Here is a 26,313-nt window from a genome sequence, read left to right on the forward strand (position 1 = left end):
TCATTGATCCTTGAAAACTGAATAAAATCTTATCCGGTACGTTCCCCGCATGACCTGAAAGGAAAGCCAGATTGCAGGCGCGCCATGACCATTTTGCCGGTTCTTGTTTCTACATGCCCTGAAATCAGAAGCGGTAAACTGCGAGCGATTTTGCCCATGCAATGAAAAATGGTGGTGCTATTTATGGCGAAGACCCATGCGGAGGGATAATGATACTTCCGTCCAGCCACAGTTCAGCGCAATGGGGGCGGCTTGCAGCGATCCTGGAAGAGGTTTGAAGCCTATGAGGACGGCTAACCACTGTCCGCCGGATAGGATATTTGAGAGAAGCAACCAAAACAGAGGCGAAAACAGAGATGCGCACATACGGTTATGTTCGTTGCGCATCTCTGATTTTCAGCTTTGATGGATTAATGGGAGGTTATTATGAACCATAAACTCATCCGGTACAGCATGCAAATAGCTATGATAAGACAGTTACTGGCTTTATCTTTGATTACCGAAAACGAATTTCATTTGATAAAGAACAAAACGATGCGGGATTACGGCATCATTTCGGACCTTACTTCTTGATTCGCACATTTGTCGGTTCGCCCATCTCTTATTAAACTGATGGCGAGTAAATAAGAATGGAGGACAACACCATGGCTCTTGAAGTGGAAGTGATTAAAGCAAGTCGGAAAATATCGGATCGCAACGCCGGAAAGTTATCGGATGTTCTTCGCGTCGCCCCTTATGCCCGCGTAAGTACCGACACTGAGGAGCAATTGAACAGCTACAAATCGCAAGTCGCATATTATACCGATCTCGTAAGCAAGCGCAGCGACTGGATGCTTGTCGATATTTATGCGGACGAAGCCATAACCGGGACACAGGTAACGAAGCGCGAGGATTTTCAGCGCATGATTAACGATTGTATGGATGGGAAAATTGATATGATCATCACAAAGTCTATCTCCAGGTTTGCAAGAAACACGCTGGATACGTTGAAATACGTCCGAATGTTGAAGGAAAAGAACATCGCCGTATTTTTTGAAGACGAAAATATCAATACGCTGACGATGGACGGCGAATTGTTGCTTGTCATTCTAAGCTCCGTAGCGCAGCAGGAAGTGGAGAATATCTCCACCAACGTGAAAAAAGGTTTGAAAATGAAAATGAAGCGCGGCGAACTGGTGGGCTTTCAAAGTTGTCTGGGATACGATTACGATGTGAATACGAAACAGATAACCGTTAATCAAGAAGAAGCCGAAATCGTCCGCTATATTTTTGAACGATACTTATCGGGAATCGGCGCTTACGTTATTGCAAAGGAACTGACTGAGGCGGGACATAAAACCAAGTATGGAAGAGTCGAATGGCAGGACACAACCGTTCTTGGTATCATAAAGAATGAGAAGTACAAAGGCGATTTGTTGCAAGGAAAGACATTTACCGTCGATCCCATTTCCAAGAGAAGATTGGACAATTACGGCGAGGAAGATCAGTTTTATGTCAAAAATCATCATGAGCCGATTGTCAGCGAGGAAGTTTTTGAAAAGGCGCAGGACATATTGCATCGAAGAGGCGAGAATCGCCGCCGCGGCGCAAAAGGCAAGCGGGACAAGTACAGCAGGAAATTTGCTTTCAGCAGCAAGTTGGAATGTGCTTTCTGCGGAAGCAATCTCTCGCGGCGGAACTGGCACAGCGGAACCCCGCATGAAAAGGTGATTTGGCAGTGTGTGACAGCCACGAAAAAAGGGAAGAAATACTGCTCTCTCAGTAAAGCCTTGGAGGAAAAGCTGATTGAGGGTGCTTTTGTCGAATCGTACAAATTGGTGTGCCGCAACAATTCGGATGTGCTAGACGAGCTTATGAAAAGAATGGAGTCCGTGTTTAGCGACCAGAATAATCAAAAGCGACTGAACAAAATTATCAGCGATATTCAGGCTACGGAGCAAAAACGTTGCAAACTGATTGATTTGTGCCTGGATGAGAAAATAGACAGGGCTACTTACGAACAGAAGTATGCGGAGCTCGATACTTCGCTTACTAAATTGCTCGAAGAAAAGGAACAGTTAGAGCAATCCGCGCAAGATGAAATTGACTTGGGAAAACGGCTTGAACATTTTCGCAAAGTGCTTCAAACGAATGAGCTTCTGACCGCATTCGACCGGAACGTATTCGAAAGCATTGTCGATAAAGTGATTATTGGGGAGAACCCCGATCAAGGTAGTCCCGAGCCGTACAAATTGACCTTCGTCTATAAAACCGGCTTTCATAACAGCATCCAAAGCAAGATGCATAAGCAAAAAAAGTCCATGCGAAGTGAAAGGGGGAAAGTGCATTCCTATTCCCAGCACAACACATGTGGAGTGCGTAATATGGATGGAATGGAGGGGCGAGCTTAAATAGGCTACGCTCCCTGTATTAATGGGTTTTGGAAGTTGTAACTGATTTCGCTTGAACCGTCTTCATGAACGTCTATACGGTTAATCATCTTGTGAATCATATCTCGCAGGATTTCCTCGTTGCTTACGTCTAGCGCGGCGAACTTCATTAACTCCGCCTTAAACGCCGATACGCGCGCTTCCGTATCGTGTTCGTGGGCGATTTTAGTGTGTTCTCAATGTATATAGTGGATTGTGTGATATTGATGGTTCATACAGACGAAGATATGCCAATATTACTCACGATACAAAAGAAATGGGGATTGAAATGAAGGTTAAACGAATTGTTGCCAATATACATACGAAAGGTATCGCAGAAGGCGAACGCTTTTACCATGACGTGCTCGGTCTCGAAGTGTTAATGGATCATGGGTGGATTCGAACCTATGGTTCAGAGGAACAGATGAGCATACAAATTAGCTGTGCTTCACAGGGGGGCTCCGATACGGCTACGCCTGATCTATCGATTGAAGTTGATGATGTCGATGTTGCGTTTGAACGAATGAAGAATGCCGGATTTTCAATAGAATATGGGCCTGCGGACGAGCCTTGGGGGGTTCGGCGATTTTATGTACGCGATCCTTTTGGCAAGCTTGTCAATATTCTAGCGCATAAACATTAATACTTGAAATAACGTAGATGAACTGGAGTCATTTCTCGACGGATGAAGCGTTATTGAAAATGCTCAATTTGGCGATTATGGATGTTATCCGCAAATAGACAGGTCGCATCCAAAACTGGGGGCGAATTCTTCTACAACTATCTTTTTTTTCTTAGATCGTATTGACCACCATCTAAACTGGGAATTCGGGTTTACATAAAATTCCAGATAGGTCCAAAAAGAAGGGGGCTATAATGGGCCTCTCTCAAATCCGGTACGTGCGAGTCATTGCATATGGCTGAAGTACGATAATGGTGAACGTCCGCACCAGCTCTGTTAGTGTGAAAGGTCAAGTAGGCCGGTGCTGTATAGGCGCAGGTTAAGAACAATAAATTGAATGGCGGATTAGAGAGGTATGAATCCATGTAGATATCTAATTTTTATATGAAATTTGGGAAAATATTCTTAGTAGAAATGAAAATAAAAACATATTACAATTTTTTGGACACTTTTATTTGTGTTTTACTCAAAAAAATGCAAGGAGGATTCGGAATGATAAAGAAATGGTTGAGTGTATTCACAATTGCTGCCATGTTCTTTAGTTTTTTTTGTTAGCGCTTCCATTATTGAAGCTAAGGAGAAAGCGTTTACAATCCAGGAGTATGAGTGGAATAATGCACAAGTGGTCGGCGGGGGTTTCATTCCTGGTATAATTTTCAACCAAACAGAAAAAGATTTGGTTTATGTCCGCACAGACATGGGCGGAGCTTACCGTTGGGATTCCGAGAATGAACTCTGGATTCAACTGCTCGATTGGGTTGGATTTGACGAGTGGAGCAAAGCAGGTGTTGACGCTTTAGCAACGGACGCTATGGACCCGGATCGCTTATATTTAGTTGTAGGTACATATACGAATAGCTGGGATCCTGATAATGGGTATATTTTACGTTCGACAGATCGAGGAGAAACCTTTGAGGCGACCGAGCTGCCATTTAAGGCGGGCGGCAATATGCCTGGTCGTTCTATGGGCGAGCGCTTGATGATTGACCCGAATGACAACAGTATCATTTATTATGGCGCACGCAGCGGCAACGGTTTGTGGAAGAGCACAGACTACGGGGTTACTTGGTCTAAGGTAGAGAGTTTCCCTAATGCAGGCACTTATGTGGAAAATCCCGATTATGAATATCAAGCAGACATTGTTGGACTTTCTTGGATTACCTTTGATCCAACGACAGGCAGCGCAGGCGAAGCTACACAGACGATCTATGTCGGTGTGGCCGATAAAGCAGAAAGTGTTTATCGCAGTACGGATGGTGGAGTGACTTGGGAAGCCGTTCCAGGTCAACCAACCGGCTATTTGCCTCATCATGGGGTATTGGCGTCTACAGGTATGTTGTATATCTCTTACAGTGATGGCGTAGGACCGTATGACGGAGAGAAAGGCGAAGTATGGAAATTCGATACGAAGACTGGTGAATGGACAGAAATCAGTCCGGTACCTGCTTCTTCCGAGGACAGCAACTGGGGTTACGGCGGAATAGCTGTCGATGCTCAAAATCCAGACACTGTGATGGTTGCAACATTAAACACATGGTGGCCGGATGAGCATATTTACCGCAGCACTGACGGTGGCGAAAGCTGGACAGAAATGTGGCAGCTGGGTGAATATCCGAACCGGATCAATCGATTTACATTGGATTACTCCATTGCGCCATGGCTGGACTGGGGCGATAAGAATAAGGCACTGCCAGAGATTTCTCCAAAGCTCGGCTGGATGATAGGGGATCTGGAGATTGATCCATTCAACTCGGACCGCATCATGTATGGCACCGGCGCGACGATTTGGGGATCAGAAAATATCACAGCGCTGGATACAGAAGACGGTATTGTTCACATGAAAGTTATGGCTAATGGCATTGAAGAGACAAACGTACTTGGGTTAATTAGCCCGCCATCCGGCGCGCCGTTGATCAGTTCCATGGGAGACATTGGCGGATTCCGCCATGCGGATCTGACAAAGGCTCCTGAAATGATGACGAACCCGTTGATCTCTAACAGTCATGATCTGGATTATGCAGAGTTAAATCCGGACATCGTTGTACGTGTTGGAGAGGGTGGAGTAATTGGCATTTCGACCGATAACGGAAAGTCCTGGATCCCAGGAAGGACAATTGAGGGGGCAGCCGAAGGCGGCGGATGGGTAGCGCTTTCCGCAGACGCTTCATCTTTGGTTTGGGCGCCTGCAGGCGCACCGGTCAGCTATTCGACTGACTTGGGACAATCCTGGACTGCATCCCAAGGTATTCCTGCCGATGCGATAGTTTCTTCCGATCGTGTCAATCCAAATCTGATCTACGGATTGCATGATGGTGTATTCTATGTAAGTAAAGACGGCGGCGCGACGTTTGAAGCAACTGTCAACGAAGGATTGCCGACGATCATGACCAGCAAGATCAAAGCCGTACCTGGACAAGAAGGCCATGTATGGTTAGGAAGTGCAAAAAGCAACAGTGAAGAGGAAAGTGTGTATGGACTTTGGCAGACTGCAGATGCTGGTCAGACCTTTACGAAGCTGGATAACATCGATGAAGCCGCAACTGTAGGCTTCGGTAAAGCTGCACCGGGTGAGGACTATATGGCCATCTATACCTACGGTAATATCGATGGACAATATGGCATCTTCCGTTCCGACGACGCTGGAGCGACATGGATTCGTATCAATGATGACAAACATCAATTTGCTTCAGCTAACCGGGCCATTACGGGCGATCCAAGAGTTTACGGACGTGTGTATGTTGGAGGTAACGGCTTTGGCATTAATATCGGGGATATTGCCGGTTCAGAGATGCCGGAGTATATCGACAATAGTGGTGAATCCACAACAGCATCCAGCCAGGGGGTATACCAAGGCACACTTCCGGGCGGATGGCTGAGTGCATGGGGCGGCGCAACACCAGAAAAAACTGAAAATGACAGCACTCCGATTGATTCGGAAGTCAAATATAACGGAATCGGTGCCATGAAGTACAACATTACCGCAGAAGACGATGCATCTGGTGCGGGTTGGAATTCAGGAATGTACAAGTCGGATTGGAGCAAGTTCGATCTGTTTGAATTCGAGCAGACGGGTTACCTGCAGTTCATGATTAAAGGTGCTGAAGGCGGCGAGAATTTCAATATTCAATTGATGGATGGGACAGAAACTTCTACCCGATCGATTTCTGTAAGTGATTATGCAACGGTGGGAACAGATTGGACAGAGGTCCGAATTCCAATTGCAGATTTTGCTGCAGGCGAATCCGGTGTTGATCTATCTCAGGTTGGTATCGTCTTAAGCGGTTCTCCGGTTACGTTCTGGATTGCGGAAATTGTTTTTGAAAAAGAGGTTGCACAAAGCAGCTTTGAAGATTTGGGCGAAGTGGAATGGGCGAAAACGAGTATTGAAAAGCTTACAAAGCAAGGCATAATCAAAGGTACCTCAGCCTCCACCTTCTCGCCATTAGACGATATGACAAAATCAGAATTCTTCCGGTTGTTAACGAAATTTCTATATTTAACAGGCGTAGAGAATTTTGTAGACGGACAATTGACTTCAATCGATTCCATCACGCGTCTGGATATGATGCTGTGTACAGCCAAGGCATTGGAAGTCAGAGGACTGCTGAATCCAGAAGGTCAAACGATTCCGGCAGGCATGTTCGAGGATCAAGGTGAATTGGCTTCCGACGCAGCACCGTATATTGCGGCGTTGGTTAATGAAGGAATCATCAAGGGAGATGGCACTTTGTTGAATCTGCAGGACACATTGACTCGAGCAGAGGCAGTTGTACTATTAGATCAACTGGCGGAATGGTTGAATTAAATCATATCAAGTAAAAAGCAGGCCAGATCAATTTCTGGTCTGCTTTATTATTAAATCTGTTCTACGGGACGACGAGGAAACAATCTCGGTTTTTTCGGGATATGCGAAGATTCGCTTGTGTGTGTTAATCTCGATACTGAACATATATGGAAAAAAGCCCAGTCCCGAGCGAACCTCAACAAGGTTTTAACCGAATTAGGCTCATGCAATTGTATTCATGTTTACCCTTGACATATACTGCTGATTGATTCACGCTGCTTAAATATGCTATAAGTGAAGAAAAAGCTGGGACATGAACAAACTTGATTTTTATGATAGTGACTTGTCCAGAGTATAGAGAGGTTTTTGAGATGACACAACATTTTTGGCGTGATTTGCCACGGCCTTTTTTTATATTGGCGCCTATGGAAGATGTGACGGATGTCGTTTTTCGCCATGTCGTAAGTGAAGCGGCGAGACCGGATGTGTTTTTTACGGAGTTTGCGAACACGGAGAGTTACTGTCACCCGAAGGGAAACCATAGTGTGCGCGGGCGTTTGACGTTTACAGAGGATGAACAGCCCATTGTAGCCCATATATGGGGAGACAAGCCGGAATATTTTCGTCAAATGAGTATCGGTATGGCGAAGGAAGGCTTCAAAGGAATCGATATTAATATGGGTTGTCCTGTACCCAATGTAGCGGAGCATGGGAAGGGGAGCGGCCTGATCTGCCGTCCCGAAATCGCTGCGGAGCTCATTCAGGCTGCCAAAGCCGGGGGACTGCCCGTCAGTGTAAAAACAAGGCTCGGCTTTAGTGAAGTAGAGGAATGGCGCGGATGGCTAACCCATATTTTGAAGCAGGACATTGTGAATCTGTCGATCCATCTGCGCACAAGGGAGGAAATGAGTAAAGTGCCTGCGCACTGGGAGCTGATTCCGGAGATTAAGAAGCTTCGTGATGAGGTGGCGCCAAATACCCTTCTGACCATTAACGGGGATATCCCTGACCGCCAGACTGGCCTCAAGCTCGCTGAGAGGTACGGTGTGGATGGCATTATGATCGGGCGCGGCATTTTTCAAAATCCGTTTGCTTTTGAGAAGGAGCCGAAGGAGCACGGAAGCAGGGAATTGCTCGATCTGCTGCGGCTGCATCTGGATCTCCATGATCAATATGTAGAGCGGGTACCACGTTCGTACAAGGCTCTCACCCGTTTCTTCAAAGTTTACGTCCGCGGATTTCGAGGGGCAAGTGAATTAAGAAATGCCTTAATGAACGCAAAGTCCACCGATGAAGCGCGTGCGCTGCTGGATGAGTTTGCAAGCAAGGAGCAGGATGGCATGGAGGTACGCGAGAATTAAGCTGCCGGGTTCAAATGAATCAGATCATGAAAAGACCAAGCATCGAATGAATGGAGAAGGGATCACATGTCCTGGAGTAAATTGAAGCAACAGCTGGAGGGCTTTCTCAGTCCTGCGTTAAACGGAAGGGTAGAATACCGCGCGCCAGGGTATCGTTATCTGCCTGATAAATCAGGGATTTGTTATATTACCGTAGATAAAAAGAACATACTTCATATGCGTGATAAAACGAACCCGATTAGGTGGTACCATACAGAGCTGGAAATTAAAAATGATCCGGATATCCAAGTTCTTGTCAGCAGTGACGATATCGAAGCGGTCAGAGCAGGTACGAAGGGAACAGTGCCGGAGGATCGTCTAATCGTTATGGCCAGAAGCAGAAAAATGACTGAGCATGCAAAGGAGCTTTTGTCGGCACAGGCTTCATTAAGTAAATCGAATTTTATTGTTGCGGCGAATCAGTATTTATCGACTTCAATAGAGGAAAGTTTAGAGAGTCATGATATCTTATTGAATGTGCTGGCATTGGTGGACAGACGGGTTGGAAAAAAGCGGATCTTAAACATGTCCGAGAAGATCAAGCTAAAGCATCCGATTGTGCAGTATTTCTATGAATTGCGTCGGAGTACATTGTGAAGTGTGGTCCCTGTGAATGGTTTAGGATGGGCAAGATATGGAAAATTGCGGGTTAACGCTGAACAAGATCAATTAAAAAACCTCCGAGTTCCTCTCTGAAGTGAGAGCAATTCGGAGGTTTAGTGCTTATATATATTATTCCAGTACAATACTATTGCTTTCGTCAATCCATGTGACTTTCAGCCCGATGTACTCCGACATAACGCGGAGAGGGACATAGGTCACACCGTTTTTGACAACCGGCGGTACCTCTAAGCTGGAGTAATACGGTCCAAGCTTGACCAGTGTCTCGCCGACGGTCATGACGATTTCTGCTTCTTTTCCTTGGAAAATATGCATGCGGTCCGTCACGAAGGAGATGGTCTGTTCCTTGCTGTTCCACGTGATGTCGATGCCGAGCTTTTCAACGATGAGCCGCAGCGGAACCATCGTTGTGTTGTTCTGGATGAAGGGCTGATTGTTGGTTAGAAGTCTCTCGCCCTTATAGTAAATCTTTAATTCATTCGGATCGATGTTATAAATGGTATTCAGTTCTTCCCCCAGCTGCTCTGTTTGCTGCTTGAAATAGGCGATAAAATCTCGCTGGCTGACGCCGGGACTGTTGAATTTCCGCTGCACATTGTATGTATAATTCGTCGCAGCGTTCAGCAGCTGGATGTTTTGCCGGTGAGTCTCCAGCTCTGATCCTTCCATGCCTTCAGCAACAGCCTTCAAATGCTTGACGTTATAATCGTTAATATCGTGGACAAGCTCCCCATAAGCCAAGCCGAAGGAAACAGGATCCGTCATGGAAACCATAAGCGACGCCAGATCACCGGCAATGGTGTCTCCGAATTGTTGCTGCTCCGGACTCATCTGTTTTCTTGTCACGGTTTCTTGAATAAAGGTTTGAATGAATGTCTTAACGCCCATCGTCTTCACATTGCTGAGAAGATTGTCATCCAGCGTGCTGACGGCCGATTTCAAGAATGAATACTTGGCATTCGGATCAAAGTCTGGGCTGTTCTTCAGCATCTCGTAATCTTCAAACATCGTTTTCAGCAGATTTTTGAAATTATAGATTCCATCTGCGGCAACCGTCATGTTGTGTGCCGTGCTGGCATCCTCATCAAGGGACGGGATGCGGAAGAGACTGATATCAAGTAGATTCGCCTCAAAGTTATTTTCGATAAGCTCGACAGTTTCCTTAAATCTACCGGATGGATCAGCTAGTAAATTTTCATAGAGAGCCGAATAGGTCGGATGCTCCCGCAGCTGGAAGATCGACAACATACTGCTGCCATACTTTCGAAAGTATGCCCCAGTTTGCCCGTGTTCTGTGTCCATCAGTGTTGGATGATGAATGAGCTCGAGAAAGGCGTTCAGCGCTTGCTCCAGCGCCGGCAAGTCTTCTGCGTCGTCTCCTTCACATACGGATAATTGGGCGATCAGGCCTGTGATCTGGTCCATCTGGCTCAAGGCCATATCGAGTGCGCTGAGAGCGAGTCTGATATGGTCCTCCCGATAATCGGCATGGAACGGATCATTCGCGATGTCCATATTCCATTCATAATCGTTTAATAGATTTTCGAGAAATTGAACAGCGCTCTCCAGCTGATCGACCGACAAAGAACAGCTCGGATTTTTGGCAGCAGCCGTTTTGCTGGGGCCGCCGATCGGCATAATGGTAAAACCTAGTGCGATGGTGAGTGCGACAATGATGCTTTTCTTTAACATGACTTGTCTCCTAATGTTTTCTATCTATTTTATCCTAAATTGCCCATGAATTCGAGCCATATCATGAGAGCTAATGCAAAAATCCAATAGAATGAAGTAGTACTTCTTGCCTATACAAAGATAATTCTCTCTTAACATCATCCCTACGAGCACTACAGGGGGTATTTCGAAGTCTATGCCTATGGGTTGGTGCTAGTCGTTATTGAAATGTGAGTAAACCATCAGGATGTAAAGCTTTAATCCCAATGCATATTGAGTTACAATGTGGTGGATCAAATCCGAAAGCCTTGGAACCTGAAATAAAGATGGTGAAAGAAAATGGACAATTTTTCATGCATATATGTCATTCGCGGAGAGCCCTATCAATCTGGCACCTACGTCAATCTAAGTGCGGATGAAACGATAGCGGGCCGTGTATCCAATCATTCGATTCCAGATTTAGCATTTACGAACGCTTTTATTTCGAGGCAGCATTTCGTTATCCGCAAGGAGCAGGACAAGGCGGTGCTGTACGATATGGGGAGCCGCCATGGTACAGAGCTCAACGGTGAACGAATCACGCCGCACAGACCATACCCTCTGAATACTTCAGATATCATTAAGCTCGCGCAAGGTATGGTCGTGCTTCACTTTTCTTATATGTTTGCGGATCAAACGCTTGAAATCGAACCTCTCAGTATAACAAGCCGGCTGAAAGCTTCGGATCTGCTGACACAGATTGACTGGGAGAAAAGAGAATGTATCGTAGGTGGAAAACGCATTCCTATGTCTGAAAAAGAATATTTACTGATCCAAGTGCTGCATGAGAATGCAAACCGACTTGTTCCGCTCGAGGAAATTAAAACGAGAGTATGGCCAGAGAGGTATTCAGGAGTGGAATACGTCCCCGATGTAACGCCGGATGAGTTGAACACGCTCATTTACCGGGTTCGCAAAAAATACGGTAAGGATACCTTTCTTATTAGCGCAGTACGCGGCAGCGGCTACGTGCTCGAATCGGAATTCATATCATCATAATGAAAGTTGGAATCGAGGCATGAAGTATCTCAAGGTACATCAGTCAGGACCTCTGAATGGAAAAGTACATATACCGGGAGCGAAGAACAGCTCACTTGCTCTGCTTGCCGCCGCTTGTTTAGCGGATGATATCGTAACTTTGGAGGGTATTCCTCATATCGATGATGTACGTATCATTGAGGCGATCTGCCGGGATATCGGTATGGAGCTGAAACAGATGGGTGGACAGGTCATTGCTGACCCACGATGGATCCACAGCGCCGTAATTGATCCAGGTAAAGCTTCTAGTTACCGGGCATCTTATTATTTTGCAGGAGCACTCATATCTAAATTCGGCAAAGTGACCATCGGATTTCCGGGAGGTGACGATTTCGTTTCTCGACCCATCGATCAACATATCAAGGTGTTTCAAGCATTGGGGGCTAAGGTCCATATCTACAAGGATCATTACATCGTCGAAGCAGCTGAGCTGCGGGGCGCAGATATATATTTCGACACCATTACCTCGGGGGCTACGATCAATGCGATGCTGGCTGCCGTGCGCGCTAGTGGCATGACGGTGCTGCGTAACGCGGCTGTAGATCCAGAGGTGGTGGATACGGCATGCTTCCTGAACAAGCTTGGTGCAAAAATTTATGGGGCAGGAACCGAACGTATCCGCATCGAGGGTGTCCCGTATTTAAGGGGAGGGACGCACACGGTCATTCCGGATCGATTGATCGCCGGAGCATTTCTCATGGCGGCTGGGCTTCATGGAGGTCAGGTTACCGTCATGGATGTCATTCCTGAGCATCTTGGCGCAAGTCTCGCTAAGCTAGAAGAGATAGGGCTGCATATCGAATGCGGTGATAGCCACGTTACAGCATATCGTTCGGGTAAACTTAATGCAACGCGTATTAGGGCAGGGATGTATCCAGGGTTCGCGACCGATTTACAGCAGCCGATCACGTCGCTTCTGCTGCAAGCGAAAGGAAAAAGCATCGTTACGGACCGAGTATATCCTAATAGGTTCGCTCATTTACCGCAGCTGCGGCGGCTCGGAGCTAACATTGAACTTCGCAGGGAAAGCGCCTTCATTACGGGTGGACATCCGCTAAAGGGAGGCTGGGTGCATGCGACTGACGTGCGAGCTGGCATCTGCCTGCTTTTGGCCGGTTTTTCAGCAGAGGGTTGTACGCATATTACGGGAATTGAGCATATTCAACGAGGCTATGAGGACGTAATCGGCAGCTTTCGATCCATCGGGGGGAAGCTTTCTCTAGAGGAATTAGATGCAGAGGAACTGCTTAACAACGCGCCTGTCGTCTAACAAACGGGAGGCTGGAGTAAGGTGGAATAGGCTTTAAGAAATAAAATACAAGTATCGTTATAAGAGGAGGGCGTTCAAATGGCATTTCCAACGCATATTGTATCGGCAGGCGGGATCGTAGAAGATGGGGATGGAAACATCCTTTTAGTCAAAGCCCATGACGATGGTTGGGTGTATCCTGGCGGGATCACGGAAGTGGGGGAAAACCTGATTTATGGCGTCATTCGTGAAATCAAAGAGGAAAGTGGAATAGATGCCACGGTCAGCCATTTGATTAGTGTTATTTCCAATACAGCGATTCATAAGTGGTATGACGGTGTAACGGATGTTCCCACGAAGGTCATGTTTGATTTCGTGTGTAAAGCAGTAGGTGGGGAGTTAACGACTTCTGAAGAAACGAGCGAGAGCAGGTGGGTTCCAAAGGAACAAGTTCTCGATTTCATTACTTTACCTGCCATCCGTATGCGTTATGAAGCCTATTTGAACTTTAACGGCAATGTGAATTATATGGAATATGAAACCGTAACTACGACAGAATGTAGTATCAAACTTCAACGAAGCATATGAAGACGGTCCACATGTTCATGTAAAATAGATCTAGCTACCCGTTAGCTCTCATCTTATGCGGAGTGTGTGGCGTTGTTAAAGTTTACCTCTATTTTCGAGGCTCAAGCGTAGAGTATGCTTGAGCTCTTTTAATCCCTGCAATCTTCATTTACTACAAAATTCATCAACCTGGAGACTGTATAGGTCCAAGGCTAAAGGCTGGGTTCTAGACACTTCCTGAGACGGTTATTCCAATCGAATCCGTCGGCTATAATGGATTTATGACTTCGAGCGTGAACTTATGAATCCAAAGGAAGTGTGTGAAAATGAAGGCTACAGAAGCGACTGTCAAAAATCCGACAGGTAAAGTGAATTGGGTGGTTTTTAATTCAATAACGTATGCATCGATCCTCTATTTAATACTATCTCTCCCGCTAGGGATCATCTATTTTACAGTAGCGATCACGGGGATTGCTCTATCGATCGGATTAACTCCGATATTTATCGGAATACCTTTGTTTTTTGGAGTAGCCAAGCTGTTGAATGGAATAGTGAATTTTGAACAAAGCATGATTCGACAAATCTTAGGTTTACCGACTGTTCCTGCTCCGTATACCTATCATCCACAGCATGAAGCGGGGAAGAGCTGGTTTATGCGAATGGTGAGAGGCTTTGACGGCGGACTATTCATTCGCGACCTGATCCTTATTTTACTGAGATTCGTAACAGGCATTGTATTCTTTGTTATTATGGTCACGATGCTTTCATTGGGACTTGGACTTATTGCACTGCCCGTCGTGCATAAAATTTTGATCAATGAAATTCAGGTCGATATTTTAGAGGATAGCTTATTCAGTTATTTTGAAATCGATTGGTCCTTAAATCAGCAATATCTGTTGTACGTAGGCGTTGGTATTGTACTTTTTTGGGTCGCACTTCGCGTCGTGAATGGGCTGATGCAAATTCAGCGTAGAATCATGTATGTGGATGAGCCTTATCAACAAACGCAGCCGAAAGTGCTAATGCGGGATCCAATGCAAGAACCGGTTCAGCCGCAATATGATGGACACCCGATGGATGAGTACGCTCAAGGGTTACTGCAACCAGTCTATAGAGAGCCATAGGAGCTCTCTTTTTTGACCCCATAGGAAAGAGATGACGTTCATTAAAGGACTAAAGGGTTACACTATTCATATTGGGGATAAAAACTACCGCTTAAACACGGTCGTTCATCCTTAAAGGACCTTCCCCTGAGCAATGAAAAAATCCCTGCCGCCTAAGCAGGGATTTCAGGCATGGAGTCATTCGAATTAGACAATACCATACGCATTCGACTCGCCGCCATCGATGGCGATGGTTTGCCCGTTGACATAGCTGCAGTCTTCGCTCAGTAGAAATACTACAAGTTTGGCGACTTCATCAGGAAGACCCAGGCGCTTCGTCGGATTGTTTTGTGCGTATTCTGCCTCCGCCTTCTTAGGATCCTCCGGATTCACCTGCTTGAAGGCACCTGCAACCATCGGCGTCAAGATGGCACCTGGAGCGATCGCATTCGTAATGATCCCGTAACGGCCAAACTCGAGTGCGGCATTCTTGGTCATCCCCGAAACCGCGTGCTTGCTTGCAACATATGGAACCTGGTTTAGAACGCCGCGAATCCCGCCGACCGAAGCGGTGTTGACAATTCTTCCGTATTGTTGGTTCTTCATAACGGGAATGATATAGCGCATACCGTAGTACACACCCATCAGGTTGATATCGATGACTTTCTTGAAGACTTGAACATCGTAATCGGGGATGAGCGCTTGCTTGCCTTCAATGCCCGCATTGTTATAAAATCCGTCGATACGGTCAAAGGATTTTACAGTCTCCTCTACATAACGTTTCACGGCAGCCTCATCCGAGACATCCGAGGCAATTGTAAGAACTTGTGCCTCCGGATATTTTGCCGAAATTTCTTGTTTGGCTTGTTCCAGTGCGTCTTCTTTCAGATCGATCAACGCCAGTTTCGCGCCTTCCTTCGCAGTAGCATTCCCCAGTCCGCTTGCGCCGCCTGTGATGACAATGACTTTACCCTCTAATCGTTTTCCCATTCGATTCATCCTTTCAGTGCTTATCTCATCCTCGCTGCAACCGTTACGACACGCGTTACCTCATGCAGGTGAGCAACCTAATTATTCCCTAATTGTTTACATTTATGACCAAGCAATTGATTGGATTGAAGAAGGGCGGAATGAAGGACATGGTCCGAACTAAATGAAGAAAAAACCAGTAATCTGTTTGGAGCCGACCGGGCTGTCCAGCCTGCTCTTGATATTATTCATGATCCGCTTTAGAGGGCTGTAGCCGGCAGCCGTAAAGATGGATGACATCGCAATCCCAACGGCGACAGCCAGCAAGCATACCATGAGCACGCCCTCTTTCAAGCCGTCCATTTTATAATAGAAGCTTTTATCGGGTGTTGTCGTGTAAATTCTCCATCCGTTTCCTGCAAATTGATCATGGGTAACGACATAAGAGCCGTGGTCAAATGTATGAGCAGAGCTCCCATCTGCAGGGTTAAAGGAGAGCAGGGACTGAATCAGCGAATGCTCCTCCATGGGACGGCCCAGCAACGATTTGTCCGCGGCAGAAATGACGGTTCCATTCGGGTCCACAATAAATGTAGATTCATAGTCAGCAGGGAGCATATTATCGATGATCTGGCTGACAGCCGATTCTTTAATGTCAATCGCAATCATGAGCTCACAGTCCTGCCCCGAAGATTGAAACGGGTAGCTGTGGACGTAAGAGATTAGAGGATTCATGCTGCTTTGTTCGGTTAATTCGGTATAGGGGTCCTGTGGCACCATGCGAGTGTGCATCCATAAGGAGCTTTCTTCGGTCTCTTTCATCGCATCAATCCAATCGGCCGTGCCGCCCGCGCCCGAAGGGGTGCTCTCATAGAGCTGCAGCCCGTGCACGGATGAGATCATGAAATGATCCTCCGTATCGTACAAATGAATGGCTTGGATCAGATCGGAATGATTCTGCACCTGATTCTGGAGCAGCTGCTGAATGTCTAATACTTTGCTGTGGTTTCCCTTAAAGGTATCTAAATCTATATTAACGGGGCTTCCCAATGCCAGAGACAGATAGATCTGATGGACTCTCTGAATCACAGAACTTTCAATAGAGTTGACTGTATTTTTCAGCATCATCTGCTTGTTGATTCTGATTTCTTCGCTGTATTGGTGGGAAAAGAAGAGATAAAAGATCGAACCAAGAAGTAGCGCAATGACAAGCACGACAGCGATATAGGAAGATACCATCTTGGACCATACAGACTGAAAGGGCCTGCGCATCTTTTTCTCCTCCTTCACGAATAGCTTCCAGAATACGACATCATTATACATTAGCCCAGGACCCAGTGAGCGTCTTAATCATAATTTAACAATCCGAATCATTCTCATAATCCCTTGTGCTGCTTTCATCCAAACTACATGCTCAATCGAACGGTTCAATCGACCTAAGGAACTACCTCTCATCCACAATTTCCAATAAATGGATTAAGCTTATTATTTCAGTAATGTATTATTAATCCCCTGTTTTATGTAATGGAATCGTCGAAACGTACCGATTTGATATAAAGCGGAAATCGTTCTATAGATGCTGGAACCCCCGAATGCTAAAGTAACGGCATACCGGACAGGTGATGGAGCGGAGCTTGATTTGCCGTGTTCCAGATTGAGCTGTCTCATCATGTGCTGGTGCAGAAGAAAAATCAATGTATGAGGAGAGGATCATGTTGTTGCAAGCTGTAAGAAGACATCTCAAAAGGGCATTGGTGTTACTTCTAATGCTATCTATGGTAATCCCGACGCTCGCCAGTCGGAGTTTCGCAGTTAATCAGGAAGCTCCGTTCTCCGACATCAAGGGACACTGGGCAGAAGAACAAATTCAAGCTTGGATGGATGAAGGATGGATACAAGGGTTTTCAGACGGTTCAATCAAACCTGACCTTTTTATTACTAGAGCGGAATTTATGATTCTGGTGAACCATGCTTTTGGATACACAGGTCAGGCTGAAATAAGCTTTAAAGATGTTTCTGAGGATGCATGGTATTACCAAGCCGTATCCATTGCGATTGCAGCGGGATATATGGATGGTTATGCAGATCAAACGATAAAGCCAGAAGATCAGATCACACGTCAAGAAGCGGCAAAAATGATAGCAGCCATTAAAAATTTGGAAGAGAATGAGGAAGCGGCGAATTCCTTTAGCGATGCATCATCGATTGCGGCTTGGAGCAAAGGCTTTGTAGGTGCCGTTGCAGATGCAAAGTTGATGGTCGGATTTACAGACGGAAGCTTCAAACCGCTTCATAACATCACTCGTGCCGAAGCTGTTGTAGCGTTAAATAATGCTTTAAAGATGGATGAAGGTGCGGTCTCGAAACCATCTAAACCTGTGGGAACGACGTACGAATTGAATGTGGATGCCCCTGTAGTTGAGGCTCCTTTGCCTGCAGTACAAAATGGAGAAAATGCGGCGGATTCCATATTGAAAAATATTCCTGCAACGAATCCATTTATTCAGATTTTAGACGGTTTTGATCAAGTATGGTCCATGAATCAACCGGATTGGAGAGACGGAACCGCGTTAACGGAACCTGGAGCCAACGGAGAAGCTGCAAACTATGGAGATGGGCCTACCGTTTATTTTGACGGCTATAAGAATGATGAGAATGCAGTAGTCGCGGATAAGAAAACATATGCGAATGAAGAGATTAGAAATAAAGATACGTGGGTTGCTAATATCAAATATGTGGAAGACGTGACGCAAAATCGTACAGATGAGGAAGCTCTAGCAGCCTATTATGATGACCAGAGAGATAAGATTTACAGTATGATGGAGGCTTTCGGGCCTTTAGCGAATACCTATGTCGATATCGTGAAGCCTACAACAAGTGTGGTAAGAACGGTCGATGAAATGAATAAGGTATTGGAAGAAGAGACAGCGGAGGACCAAAGCCAAGGAATGGGTACCGATTGGGAGGAGTCTGAACTCGCGGATATGCTGGATTTAGTTGCTTTAATCCGATTTAGAACCCCTGCATCCTCCAATCCTTCTAAATACTTCTACTCTTCTCCAAGACCATGGAGAATGAATTCGAACGGAGAAGTGGTAGAGGTCGTCGATGAAAATGGATTACCTGTATGGGAAACCATCGGCAGTGGTGAAGCAGCATCAGAACCTTTAGCTTCAGGTGGAACGAAATCTACAGGAGAAAAGCATTTCCAACAATATGAAAGCAGCGTAGAGGTCATTCCTGCATTGCAATACGTAAGAAGAAAAGCGGAAGATGGAAGAGGAAAAGACGGAGTATTTCCAAGCGGACATACCAGTGCAGCGTACTTATCCGTATTTGGTTTTGCCTACGCTGCTCCGGAAAGATACGCTGAATTGTTAACCCGGGCCGCTCAAATGGGTGAAAATCGAATCGTAACAGGGATGCACTCCCCGCTGGATGTCATTGGTGCGAGAATACAAGCTACAGCGATGACAGCATATGCGCTCAATAAGGAAGAGAACAAAGAAGTATTAGAGAAAGCTTATGAAAATGCTGGAGAGGTATTTGGCGCCTTAGCAGAAGCGAATAACATGAGTTTGTATGAATATGCCCATACGGTAACAGAGGAATATACATTCGAAAGTGCATACGATGAGACGAAATGGGAAGATCATGACGCGAATAAGAAGTTCTATCGAGAAAAACTGACTTACGGCCTGCCGCAAACAGGAGTCAAAGGGTTAGCCCCTGTCGTGCCGGAAGGAGCAGAAGCGCTGTTAGAAACGCGTCAACCGTATTTAACAGATGAACAGCGCAGAGAAGTATTGTATACGACAGCCATTGACTCCGGTTACCCTATTCTAGATGAGTCTAACGGTTGGGGAAGAATGGATTTGGTCACGGCAGCCGATGGATATGGTGCGTTCTTAAGCAACGTCACCGTCGATATGGATGCTTCCAAAGGAAGATTTAATGCGCAAGATTGGTGGAGAAATGATATCTCCGGCAGCGGTATGCTTACGAAAAAAGGAACAGGAACCCTTACATTGACAGGGGATAACAGCTACACAGGCGGAACATTGCTGCAAGAAGGAGCGCTCGTCGCTGAATCTGCGACTGCTTTTGGTACGGGTGATCTTTATGTAGAGAATGGAACGGTTGTCGTGGATACTGATGGAGCACTACAATTAGCTGGCAGCTTTACCATGGATGATGGAGTTTTGGAAATTGCAATGGATGATGACAGCAGTCAAATGACGGTCGGTGGAATCCTATATGTTGACGGTGGAACGTTAAAACTAGATTTCTCTAACTATGCGATTAAAGGCTCTAAGGACATGACTTTAATCACTGCAGATGCAATTCAAGGTGAATTTAATCATGTAACGGCCGATGGTTATGAAGTAAGTGTCACTTATGAAGAGAATCGCATCATTGCACATATTGAAGCGAAATAAGGATCGTTGAATGATTTTAAGCTCCGGGCTGGCGACAAGTGTCGTCAGCTTTTTTTCTTTGGGGTACAGAAATATTTTGCTATACAGGACATGCGGAGTATCGGATTACAATGTTTTCCAATCCATGGTGTGATTTTACTAGCAGAGACGATTTCCCGTATAAGAGATTCTTCCACTTATGGAGGGGCGAGCCTAATTCAGGCTAGGCCCCTTTTTTAATGAGTTTTGGAAGCTGTACATATCCTTAGCTGCCGTGATCGGGTACGCCGTTCCGCGGAATATTTTGACTGGGTACCATCGGGCAATTAGCCGTTTGTTGGAAGCGCCAACAAGCGTTTAAGGTTATCATCAATAAATTGATTATCGGCACGGTTGATTCCGCGTCCGGCAAAATGGCCCCAGATGGACCTGATCGGATTGAAAACGGCATGAGGTATCAGATTTGCCTCGTATTCGTTATCATCCGCCGAGCAGAAGAGATCCGTGCTCCCTGGCATGATGCAGGCATGCGCTTTAATGCTTCTAAGCGCCTTACCGAAATCCCCATTATAGGAGGGGTTTGCACTAATATCTGCATGTTGTCCTGTCCATAACATGGCCAGGACATTGTGCGGATCCATCTGGATAAAGCTATCTTCCCAGACGCCAGCCATAAAATCAGCCAATGAATCAAATCCCAGCCCACGATAAAGCTCCTCTCTGTAAAATGCCTGCGATAAGCCCCATCCCCCATAGACTCGGCCAACGGTACGCATGTCTGCAGAAGTCAACTGATGGAGTTGACTTGAATCGAAGCGAACGGCAGCCATGAGTGCAGCTTTCATTCCGTCCAGGACGACATACGTATGCGGCCAAGTCTTGGCAACACCGGCGAATGGTGCAATTCGTTCCACCATGTCTGGATAACTGGCCCCCCACTGGAAGGATTGAATGCCTCCCATGGACCATCCAACGACGAGAGCAATCTTTTGGATGCCGAATTTTTCGGTCACCAATCGATGCTGAAATTTAACGTTGTCATAGATCGTTACCTGTGGGAAATTGGCTCGATCGAATGGAGGAGGCGTGTTACTAGGAGACGAAGATAATCCATTGCCCAGTAGATTGGGAACGATAATGAAATATTTCTGCGGATCTAGTGACTTGCCTACTCCAATCAACCATTCATTCTGGACATGCTGGTCGCCAAAAGCAGTTGGATAAACGATGACATTATCTTTCTTTTCATTCAATCTTCCATAAGTCTTATAAGCAAGATAAGCGCTCGGCAGCGTCACTCCTGATTGCAAGGTGACGTCACCTAAATCAAAAATCTCATAATCCATCGCATTGTCGCTCCTTTCAAAATGAAACCATAGAGTGGAATGAATTTCTTGTTGTTAGTATAGATCCGTGCTACTCTCAATAAAAGTGAGCAAAATTCAACGCAGTATTCAAAAATATTGAAAGTAAAAGGGGTTCGTATGATGGAATTGCGCCAACTGACTACGTTCCGCACGGTTGCATCAACTTTAAATTTTACTCGGGCTGCGGAGGTGCTGAACTACGTCCCCTCCAACGTCACGATGCAAATCAAAGCATTGGAGGATGAGCTGGGTGTTCGTCTCTTCGACCGCTTAGGCAAGCAGCTCGTTCTTACAACGGCGGGTAAACGCTTTTTAACACATACCCAAAGCGTGTTGGATAAATTGGAAGAAGCACGCAGCGTCGTTCATGACAATGAAAAACTAAGCGGCACCCTAACGGTAAGTGCCAACGAGGTTCTTTGCGCCTATCGGCTTCCAGTTGTCTTTCAACGATTTCGTTCGCGCCATCCTGGAGTGCGTCTCATCTTCCGCTCGGTTCCCAATCAGGAGCTCAAGCAAACGCTCTTTGACGGAACCGCGGATGTTGTCTTTATGCTGGACGAACCCATTCGCTCGAGCGGACTTGCAGTAGAACCGTTGCTGGAAGAAACCTTCTGCTTATTTGCCGCTCCAGATCATCCACTCACCCAAAGAACTGAGCTGCATCTTGAAGATTTTCACGGAGAAGTGTTCCTGACGAATGAAAAGGGTTGTACGTATCGAACGATGTTTGACCGGGGATTTGAGAAAGAGGGTATTGATAGTATTACGTATTTAGAGTTTCAAAACGCCGAGGCCATTAAACAATGCGCCATTGCGGGAATCGGTATTGCCTTTCTTCCTGAAATTGTAACGAAAGCCGAAGTCGAACGGGGCGAACTTGTCGCTCTTCCATGGCAAATTCCCGACTTGCACGTGTATACACAGATGTTATGGCATAAAGACAAATGGCTTTCACCCATCATGTTATCTTTCATAGAAGCAGCAAAGGAAGTTCTCGCTGCAGAGGAGTAGAATACAACCTTGTAGCCTATTCAGCGATAGGAAAACACATATACACTGCGTGCTTTTTGGAAAATCCAGTGAAGGTGGAAGGACTTCTGGAACATAATCAAAGCAACCATATTTATACTAAAGCCTAAAAAGCTGTGTTACGAGCCGAGCGAGAAGCGGGGGATCCAAGCCTGTTTTTCCTCGGTTTTTCATGTTTGATGGAAGGAGAGGAGAATGCTTTCAATAAATCACAACGACAGCCAAGAATCATCGGTTTGAGGCAACAGCGTACAAAGATTGAAATGATTGTCGCGTGTTAAAATGAAAGCGTTATCGTATCCATTGGTTGAGAGGTGAGGGGGAATCGTTAGCTTTTACCGATAACAACATGAAACCAGGTCGCAGGCAGGGGATGAAGGTACAACAAATTGGAAAAAAAGGGAGGATCCATCTTTGGTTAAAAAGAGCTGGCTACTCATGGTGATCTTTGCACTTGTGTTCGTCACCGCATGCAGCAGTGGGGGTACAGATCAAAATAATGGAAATAACAACAACACCAATACAGAACAAAATGTCAACAATCAGCCGGGCGAGACTGCAGGTGTCGAGGACGAGGGGATTCATGAGCCCGTTGAATTGGTGGTTTACACAACGAGCGGCGATTCCGAGGAAAGCTTTAATGCGCGCTTCGGTGATATGATCCGGGAAAAATTCCCTAACGTAACGCTCCAATACATCACGGCTACCCGGGAGTTCGGTATTGAAGAATTTATTGCATCCGGTCAAAAGGTTGATATTTACTGGGACTCTATTGGATACTTCCCTACAGGGCTTCAATATGAGGTTCCTGCTGATATGACGGATCTTATTGAAAAGCATCAAATCGATCTGACCCAATTAGAGCCATCCTCTGTCGATAAAATGAAAGAAATGTCTGGCGGCAAAATGTTTGGCATCCCCGTCTTCAATATGAATATGGTGCTGTACTATAATAAAGACATTTTTGATAAATTTGGTGTGGATTACCCAACCGATGGAATGACGTGGGATGAATTGGCTGACTTGTCTAAACAAATAACCCGAAACGACGGCAATACGTTATATTATGGTTATGCTGTATCGCAAGGTCACGCGATGAGATTGAACCAGCTGTCACTTCCTTATTTGGACCCTGAGACCAAGCAACCGACTATCCAAACAGACGAAAAGTGGAAAACTTTTTTCCAGAAGGTCTATACGAATCCCATGTTCCCGTATAAAGAAACAGGCGCAGTGCCTGGCGGGAATGATTTCATGAATAGCAAAATATTAGCCATGTACGCGATGTTATCCAATTGGTCTTTTAACTCTCCTGAATTTGAAATGATGAATTGGGATATGGTCGCTCTGCCAACATTCGAAGAGGCTCCAGGGGTCGGTTCTCAGCCGTATCCGAATTACTTCGCTGTTGCCGAATTGAGCGAGCATAAGGATGAGGCCATGAAAGTAATCAAATTTCTGATCTCTAAAGAAGCGCAATTGAAGCTTTCGAAAATAGGCGTTGTGCCTACGTTGGAAGATGATGAGGTCAAGAATGCACTTGGATCAGAAAGTATATTTAAAAATAAAAACTGGGGAGCCGTGTTTTATCATTCGTTTGCACCGATTCCTTACAAGGATATCTATGACAGTACTATTGAAAAGCATTATCGTGAAGCCATACTGCCTGCACAGGATGATATCAATACCGCTTTTAGGGTGGCAGCCGAAAATGCGAGTAAAGCTTATGCTGATGAAGCGGGTCAATAACCCGCACGGATTCCTGAATTAGACGTTTGGGGAGGATAGAATGTTCAGTATTGAGCATTCCATCCTCCTCTATTTTTTGTACCATTAGACCTTCATGCCGCGTCCATGGCACCACAGATGGGTAGGAATGTTGTCCGTACGGGTTGTGAGCACATAGACGATCAATGGCTCGTGAGCAAAGCTCGTTGACGCTTACGATACTGCAGCGGCGAGCAGCCGTTCATCCGTTTGAACAATGTGTAGAAATTCGCTGCCGGCCGAATGCCCGTCTGCTCCGCCACCTCGATAATTTTGAGGTCTGTCTCAATGAGAAGACGCTGCGCCTCCCGCATACGTACGAGCTGCACATATTCCGAGAATCCGAACCCCGTACACTGCTTGAATGTTCGGCTAAGATAATAACGGCTGACGAAAAATTGCTCCGCCACTTCCTTCAGCAGCAGCGGCTCCTGATAATGGGATCGGATATAAGCTGCAACCTCTGACATCATCTGGTGTGCGGGCGACAGCCGATCCTCCGATTCCGGTTGTTCCTCCTGCGCACGAAACACCAGCAGGAGAAGCTGCTTGAGCAGCAGCTCCAGCATTACATCGCGCCCCTTCGCCTCCACTTTCGCCTCGGAGAGCAGCTCACGCACAAGCGCTTCTCCTTTGTACCGTACCTGCGGAGACAGCCTCACCACACCGCTGTGCCCTCGTATTGGCAAGCCATCCAGTATCGAAGACGTGAAGTAGAATACCGCCCGCTCATGGTTCGGTACAGCCGTATCGATGGCTCGGTGCGGCTCTCCTTTCTCGATGAACACGAAGTCTCCTTGCTCCATCCGATACGTCCGTTCCCGGATGAAATAATCTCGTTCCCCAGCCATCAGACAGTACAGTTCATATTTATCGTGCATGTGCTCCTTCATGTTATAGTTGCTTGTACGCTTCACATGGTCGACCTCTAACGTTCCTGCGGTGTTTTCATAGACCTTCATACGGCAGTCAGCACCTCATTTCCGATTTGCAATAATTACAACTTTTTACGTGCAATCAGGCAATATTTAGGAAGATGATATCCCATTGGTGCGATATAGTCATTATAGTACAGTGATTCATTCACCCAGACAATATCTTCATTCGCATGGGCCTTCCGGTGAATGTGGATCGTTTCGTTGCAAGCAGAAGATGAATCTTGGAGGGGGTTATCCGCTTGGCGAAGTTACCGCAGGTTCGTTCCATGACGGAAAAAAACTTCACAATTGAATACCACCAGGTGAAAGTCCAAAATGAGAAACCGATCACACATTTTCATCCTAACTATCAAATCCATTATCTGCTGAAAGGGAAACTGAATTATGTCATCGATAACCGGAAATATACGGTACAACAAGGGGATTTGCTGTTTATTAATAAGTACGATGTGTTTCAAACCGTAAGCAGTGATGATTCCCCAACATTCGAACGGATTGTCATCCATTTTACCGATGGACGAATTCAACCGATGCTTCTCTTGCAAACCGATAAAGTGCTGCCTTTCAACAGACTTTCCCGTTTCATTCGATTCACTGAAGAAGAACAGCGTTCCATTGAACCTTTACTATTCAAAATGCTGGAAGAAGATCAAAAGCAAAATGAGTATTACGAATTTACGCTGCAAGCCTCATTCATCCAGCTGCTGGTCCAATTGCGAAGGTTCGAAGAGAAGAACTTGGAATGGTCGAAATCTTCGCACCCCATGTACCGAAAAATTTCCGAAATCACCGCATACTTGGGCGGGCGCTTCGAACAAGAGTTTCACTTGAACGAAATTGCCCAAAAGTTTTATATCAGTCCATCTTATTTAAGCAGAGTGTTTAAAATGTTAACCGGCTTTTATATGAGTGAATATGTACGGATCCTGCGGATTCGAGAATCTCAGAGGCTGCTGGGGGAGACGAATGAAAAAGTGCAGGATATCGCCGCTAAAGTCGGGTTTCGGGAAATCTCTCATTTTAATAAAACATTTAAGAATATTACAGGACATACACCGCTGACCTACCGCAAAAAGATTCGGAGAAACCATAGTGTTCACCCCGAGGTCGTAAGATGAACGCTTATGAGTAGACTCCTTTTGAAAGCGCATACAGTAACACGCATTCGTTTGCTTAAGCATGAGCAAATATTTTGTTGGGGGGGTGATCGTCCGGTTAGTTTGATGCAACGGAGTAGGATCTTCCGGTTTTGTCGTCAGT

The 26,313-nt window shown here is 45.9% G+C and carries 18 protein-coding genes; 13 read left to right on the forward strand and 5 right to left on the reverse strand.

What is annotated here, in order from left to right; genetic code table 11:
* Nucleotides 1-644 precede the first annotated feature (644 nt).
* The 5 genes from ACFPXP_RS17060 (at nt 645) to ACFPXP_RS17080 (ending at nt 8,871) form a co-directional block, all read left to right on the forward strand.
* Nucleotides 645-2,390 carry a recombinase family protein gene (locus ACFPXP_RS17060; RefSeq protein ID WP_379895560.1) on the forward strand — a complete coding sequence of 582 codons (1,746 nt, stop codon included), beginning with the start codon at nt 645-647 and terminating at the stop codon, nt 2,388-2,390.
* Between the two features lie 307 nt (nt 2,391-2,697).
* Entirely contained in the window at nt 2,698-3,051 is a 354-nt protein-coding gene (locus ACFPXP_RS17065; RefSeq protein WP_379895561.1) for a VOC family protein, read from the forward strand.
* A 715-nt stretch (nt 3,052-3,766) separates the two neighbouring features.
* Entirely contained in the window at nt 3,767-6,895 is a 3,129-nt protein-coding gene (locus ACFPXP_RS17070; protein WP_379895562.1) for an S-layer homology domain-containing protein, read from the forward strand.
* 350 nt (nt 6,896-7,245) lie between these two features.
* Nucleotides 7,246-8,235: a tRNA dihydrouridine synthase gene (locus ACFPXP_RS17075; protein ID WP_379895563.1), complete on the forward strand. Its 990-nt coding sequence runs from the start codon at nt 7,246-7,248 to the stop codon at nt 8,233-8,235.
* Between the two features lie 66 nt (nt 8,236-8,301).
* Nucleotides 8,302-8,871, forward strand: a complete 570-nt coding sequence (locus ACFPXP_RS17080) for an SF0329 family protein (RefSeq protein WP_379895564.1) — start codon at nt 8,302-8,304, stop codon at nt 8,869-8,871.
* A 135-nt stretch (nt 8,872-9,006) separates the two neighbouring features.
* Here ACFPXP_RS17080 and ACFPXP_RS17085 read toward each other — a convergent pair whose 3' ends face one another.
* Nucleotides 9,007-10,587, reverse strand: a complete 1,581-nt coding sequence (locus ACFPXP_RS17085; RefSeq protein ID WP_379895565.1) for a copper amine oxidase N-terminal domain-containing protein — start codon at nt 10,585-10,587, stop codon at nt 9,007-9,009.
* A 318-nt stretch (nt 10,588-10,905) separates the two neighbouring features.
* Between ACFPXP_RS17085 and ACFPXP_RS17090 the strand changes: the two genes are divergently transcribed.
* The 4 genes from ACFPXP_RS17090 to ACFPXP_RS17105 all read left to right on the forward strand — a co-directional run bounded on the left by ACFPXP_RS17090 (nt 10,906) and on the right by ACFPXP_RS17105 (nt 14,583).
* On the forward strand, nt 10,906-11,604 hold the full coding sequence (locus ACFPXP_RS17090; protein ID WP_379895566.1) for an FHA domain-containing protein: 699 nt from the start codon (nt 10,906-10,908) through the stop codon (nt 11,602-11,604).
* Between the two features lie 19 nt (nt 11,605-11,623).
* Nucleotides 11,624-12,913 carry a UDP-N-acetylglucosamine 1-carboxyvinyltransferase gene (gene murA / locus ACFPXP_RS17095; RefSeq protein WP_379895567.1) on the forward strand — a complete coding sequence of 430 codons (1,290 nt, stop codon included), beginning with the start codon at nt 11,624-11,626 and terminating at the stop codon, nt 12,911-12,913.
* Nucleotides 12,914-12,991: 78 nt separating this feature from the next.
* Nucleotides 12,992-13,480, forward strand: a complete 489-nt coding sequence (locus tag ACFPXP_RS17100; protein ID WP_379895568.1) for an NUDIX hydrolase — start codon at nt 12,992-12,994, stop codon at nt 13,478-13,480.
* Nucleotides 13,481-13,785: 305 nt separating this feature from the next.
* Nucleotides 13,786-14,583 (forward strand): sensor domain-containing protein, encoded by a 798-nt coding sequence (locus ACFPXP_RS17105; protein ID WP_379895570.1) that lies wholly within the window; start codon nt 13,786-13,788, stop codon nt 14,581-14,583.
* A gap of 186 nt (nt 14,584-14,769) precedes the next feature.
* Here the strand turns inward: ACFPXP_RS17105 and ACFPXP_RS17110 are convergent, their stop codons facing one another.
* Nucleotides 14,770-15,552 carry an SDR family oxidoreductase gene (locus tag ACFPXP_RS17110; protein ID WP_379895572.1) on the reverse strand — a complete coding sequence of 261 codons (783 nt, stop codon included), beginning with the start codon at nt 15,550-15,552 and terminating at the stop codon, nt 14,770-14,772.
* Between the two features lie 159 nt (nt 15,553-15,711).
* A complete protein-coding gene (locus tag ACFPXP_RS17115) occupies nt 15,712-16,803 on the reverse strand; it encodes a cache domain-containing protein (protein ID WP_379895573.1) in 1,092 nt (363 codons plus the stop codon).
* 440 nt (nt 16,804-17,243) lie between these two features.
* Here ACFPXP_RS17115 and ACFPXP_RS17120 point away from each other — a divergent pair, with 440 nt between their 5' ends.
* On the forward strand, nt 17,244-19,970 hold the full coding sequence (locus ACFPXP_RS17120) for an S-layer homology domain-containing protein (RefSeq protein ID WP_379895574.1): 2,727 nt from the start codon (nt 17,244-17,246) through the stop codon (nt 19,968-19,970).
* A gap of 305 nt (nt 19,971-20,275) precedes the next feature.
* Here the strand turns inward: ACFPXP_RS17120 and ACFPXP_RS17125 are convergent, their stop codons facing one another.
* Nucleotides 20,276-21,295, reverse strand: a complete 1,020-nt coding sequence (locus ACFPXP_RS17125) for an alpha/beta fold hydrolase (RefSeq protein ID WP_379895575.1) — start codon at nt 21,293-21,295, stop codon at nt 20,276-20,278.
* 141 nt (nt 21,296-21,436) lie between these two features.
* Here ACFPXP_RS17125 and ACFPXP_RS17130 point away from each other — a divergent pair, with 141 nt between their 5' ends.
* Nucleotides 21,437-22,330, forward strand: a complete 894-nt coding sequence (locus ACFPXP_RS17130) for a LysR family transcriptional regulator (RefSeq protein WP_379895594.1) — start codon at nt 21,437-21,439, stop codon at nt 22,328-22,330.
* A 432-nt stretch (nt 22,331-22,762) separates the two neighbouring features.
* On the forward strand, nt 22,763-24,097 hold the full coding sequence (locus tag ACFPXP_RS17135) for an ABC transporter substrate-binding protein (protein ID WP_379895576.1): 1,335 nt from the start codon (nt 22,763-22,765) through the stop codon (nt 24,095-24,097).
* Nucleotides 24,098-24,258: 161 nt separating this feature from the next.
* On the opposite strand, the gene ACFPXP_RS17140 is transcribed toward ACFPXP_RS17135, so the two are convergent.
* Nucleotides 24,259-25,077 (reverse strand): helix-turn-helix domain-containing protein, encoded by an 819-nt coding sequence (locus ACFPXP_RS17140; RefSeq protein WP_379895577.1) that lies wholly within the window; start codon nt 25,075-25,077, stop codon nt 24,259-24,261.
* 215 nt (nt 25,078-25,292) lie between these two features.
* Between ACFPXP_RS17140 and ACFPXP_RS17145 the strand changes: the two genes are divergently transcribed.
* Nucleotides 25,293-26,171, forward strand: coding sequence for an AraC family transcriptional regulator (locus tag ACFPXP_RS17145; RefSeq protein WP_379895578.1), 879 nt, complete (start codon nt 25,293-25,295; stop codon nt 26,169-26,171).
* Nucleotides 26,172-26,313 lie beyond the last annotated feature (142 nt).

Origin of the sequence: Marinicrinis lubricantis (assembly GCF_042658665.1) — a bacterium.
GTDB classification, from domain to species: domain Bacteria; phylum Bacillota; class Bacilli; order Paenibacillales; family KCTC-33676; genus Marinicrinis; species Marinicrinis lubricantis.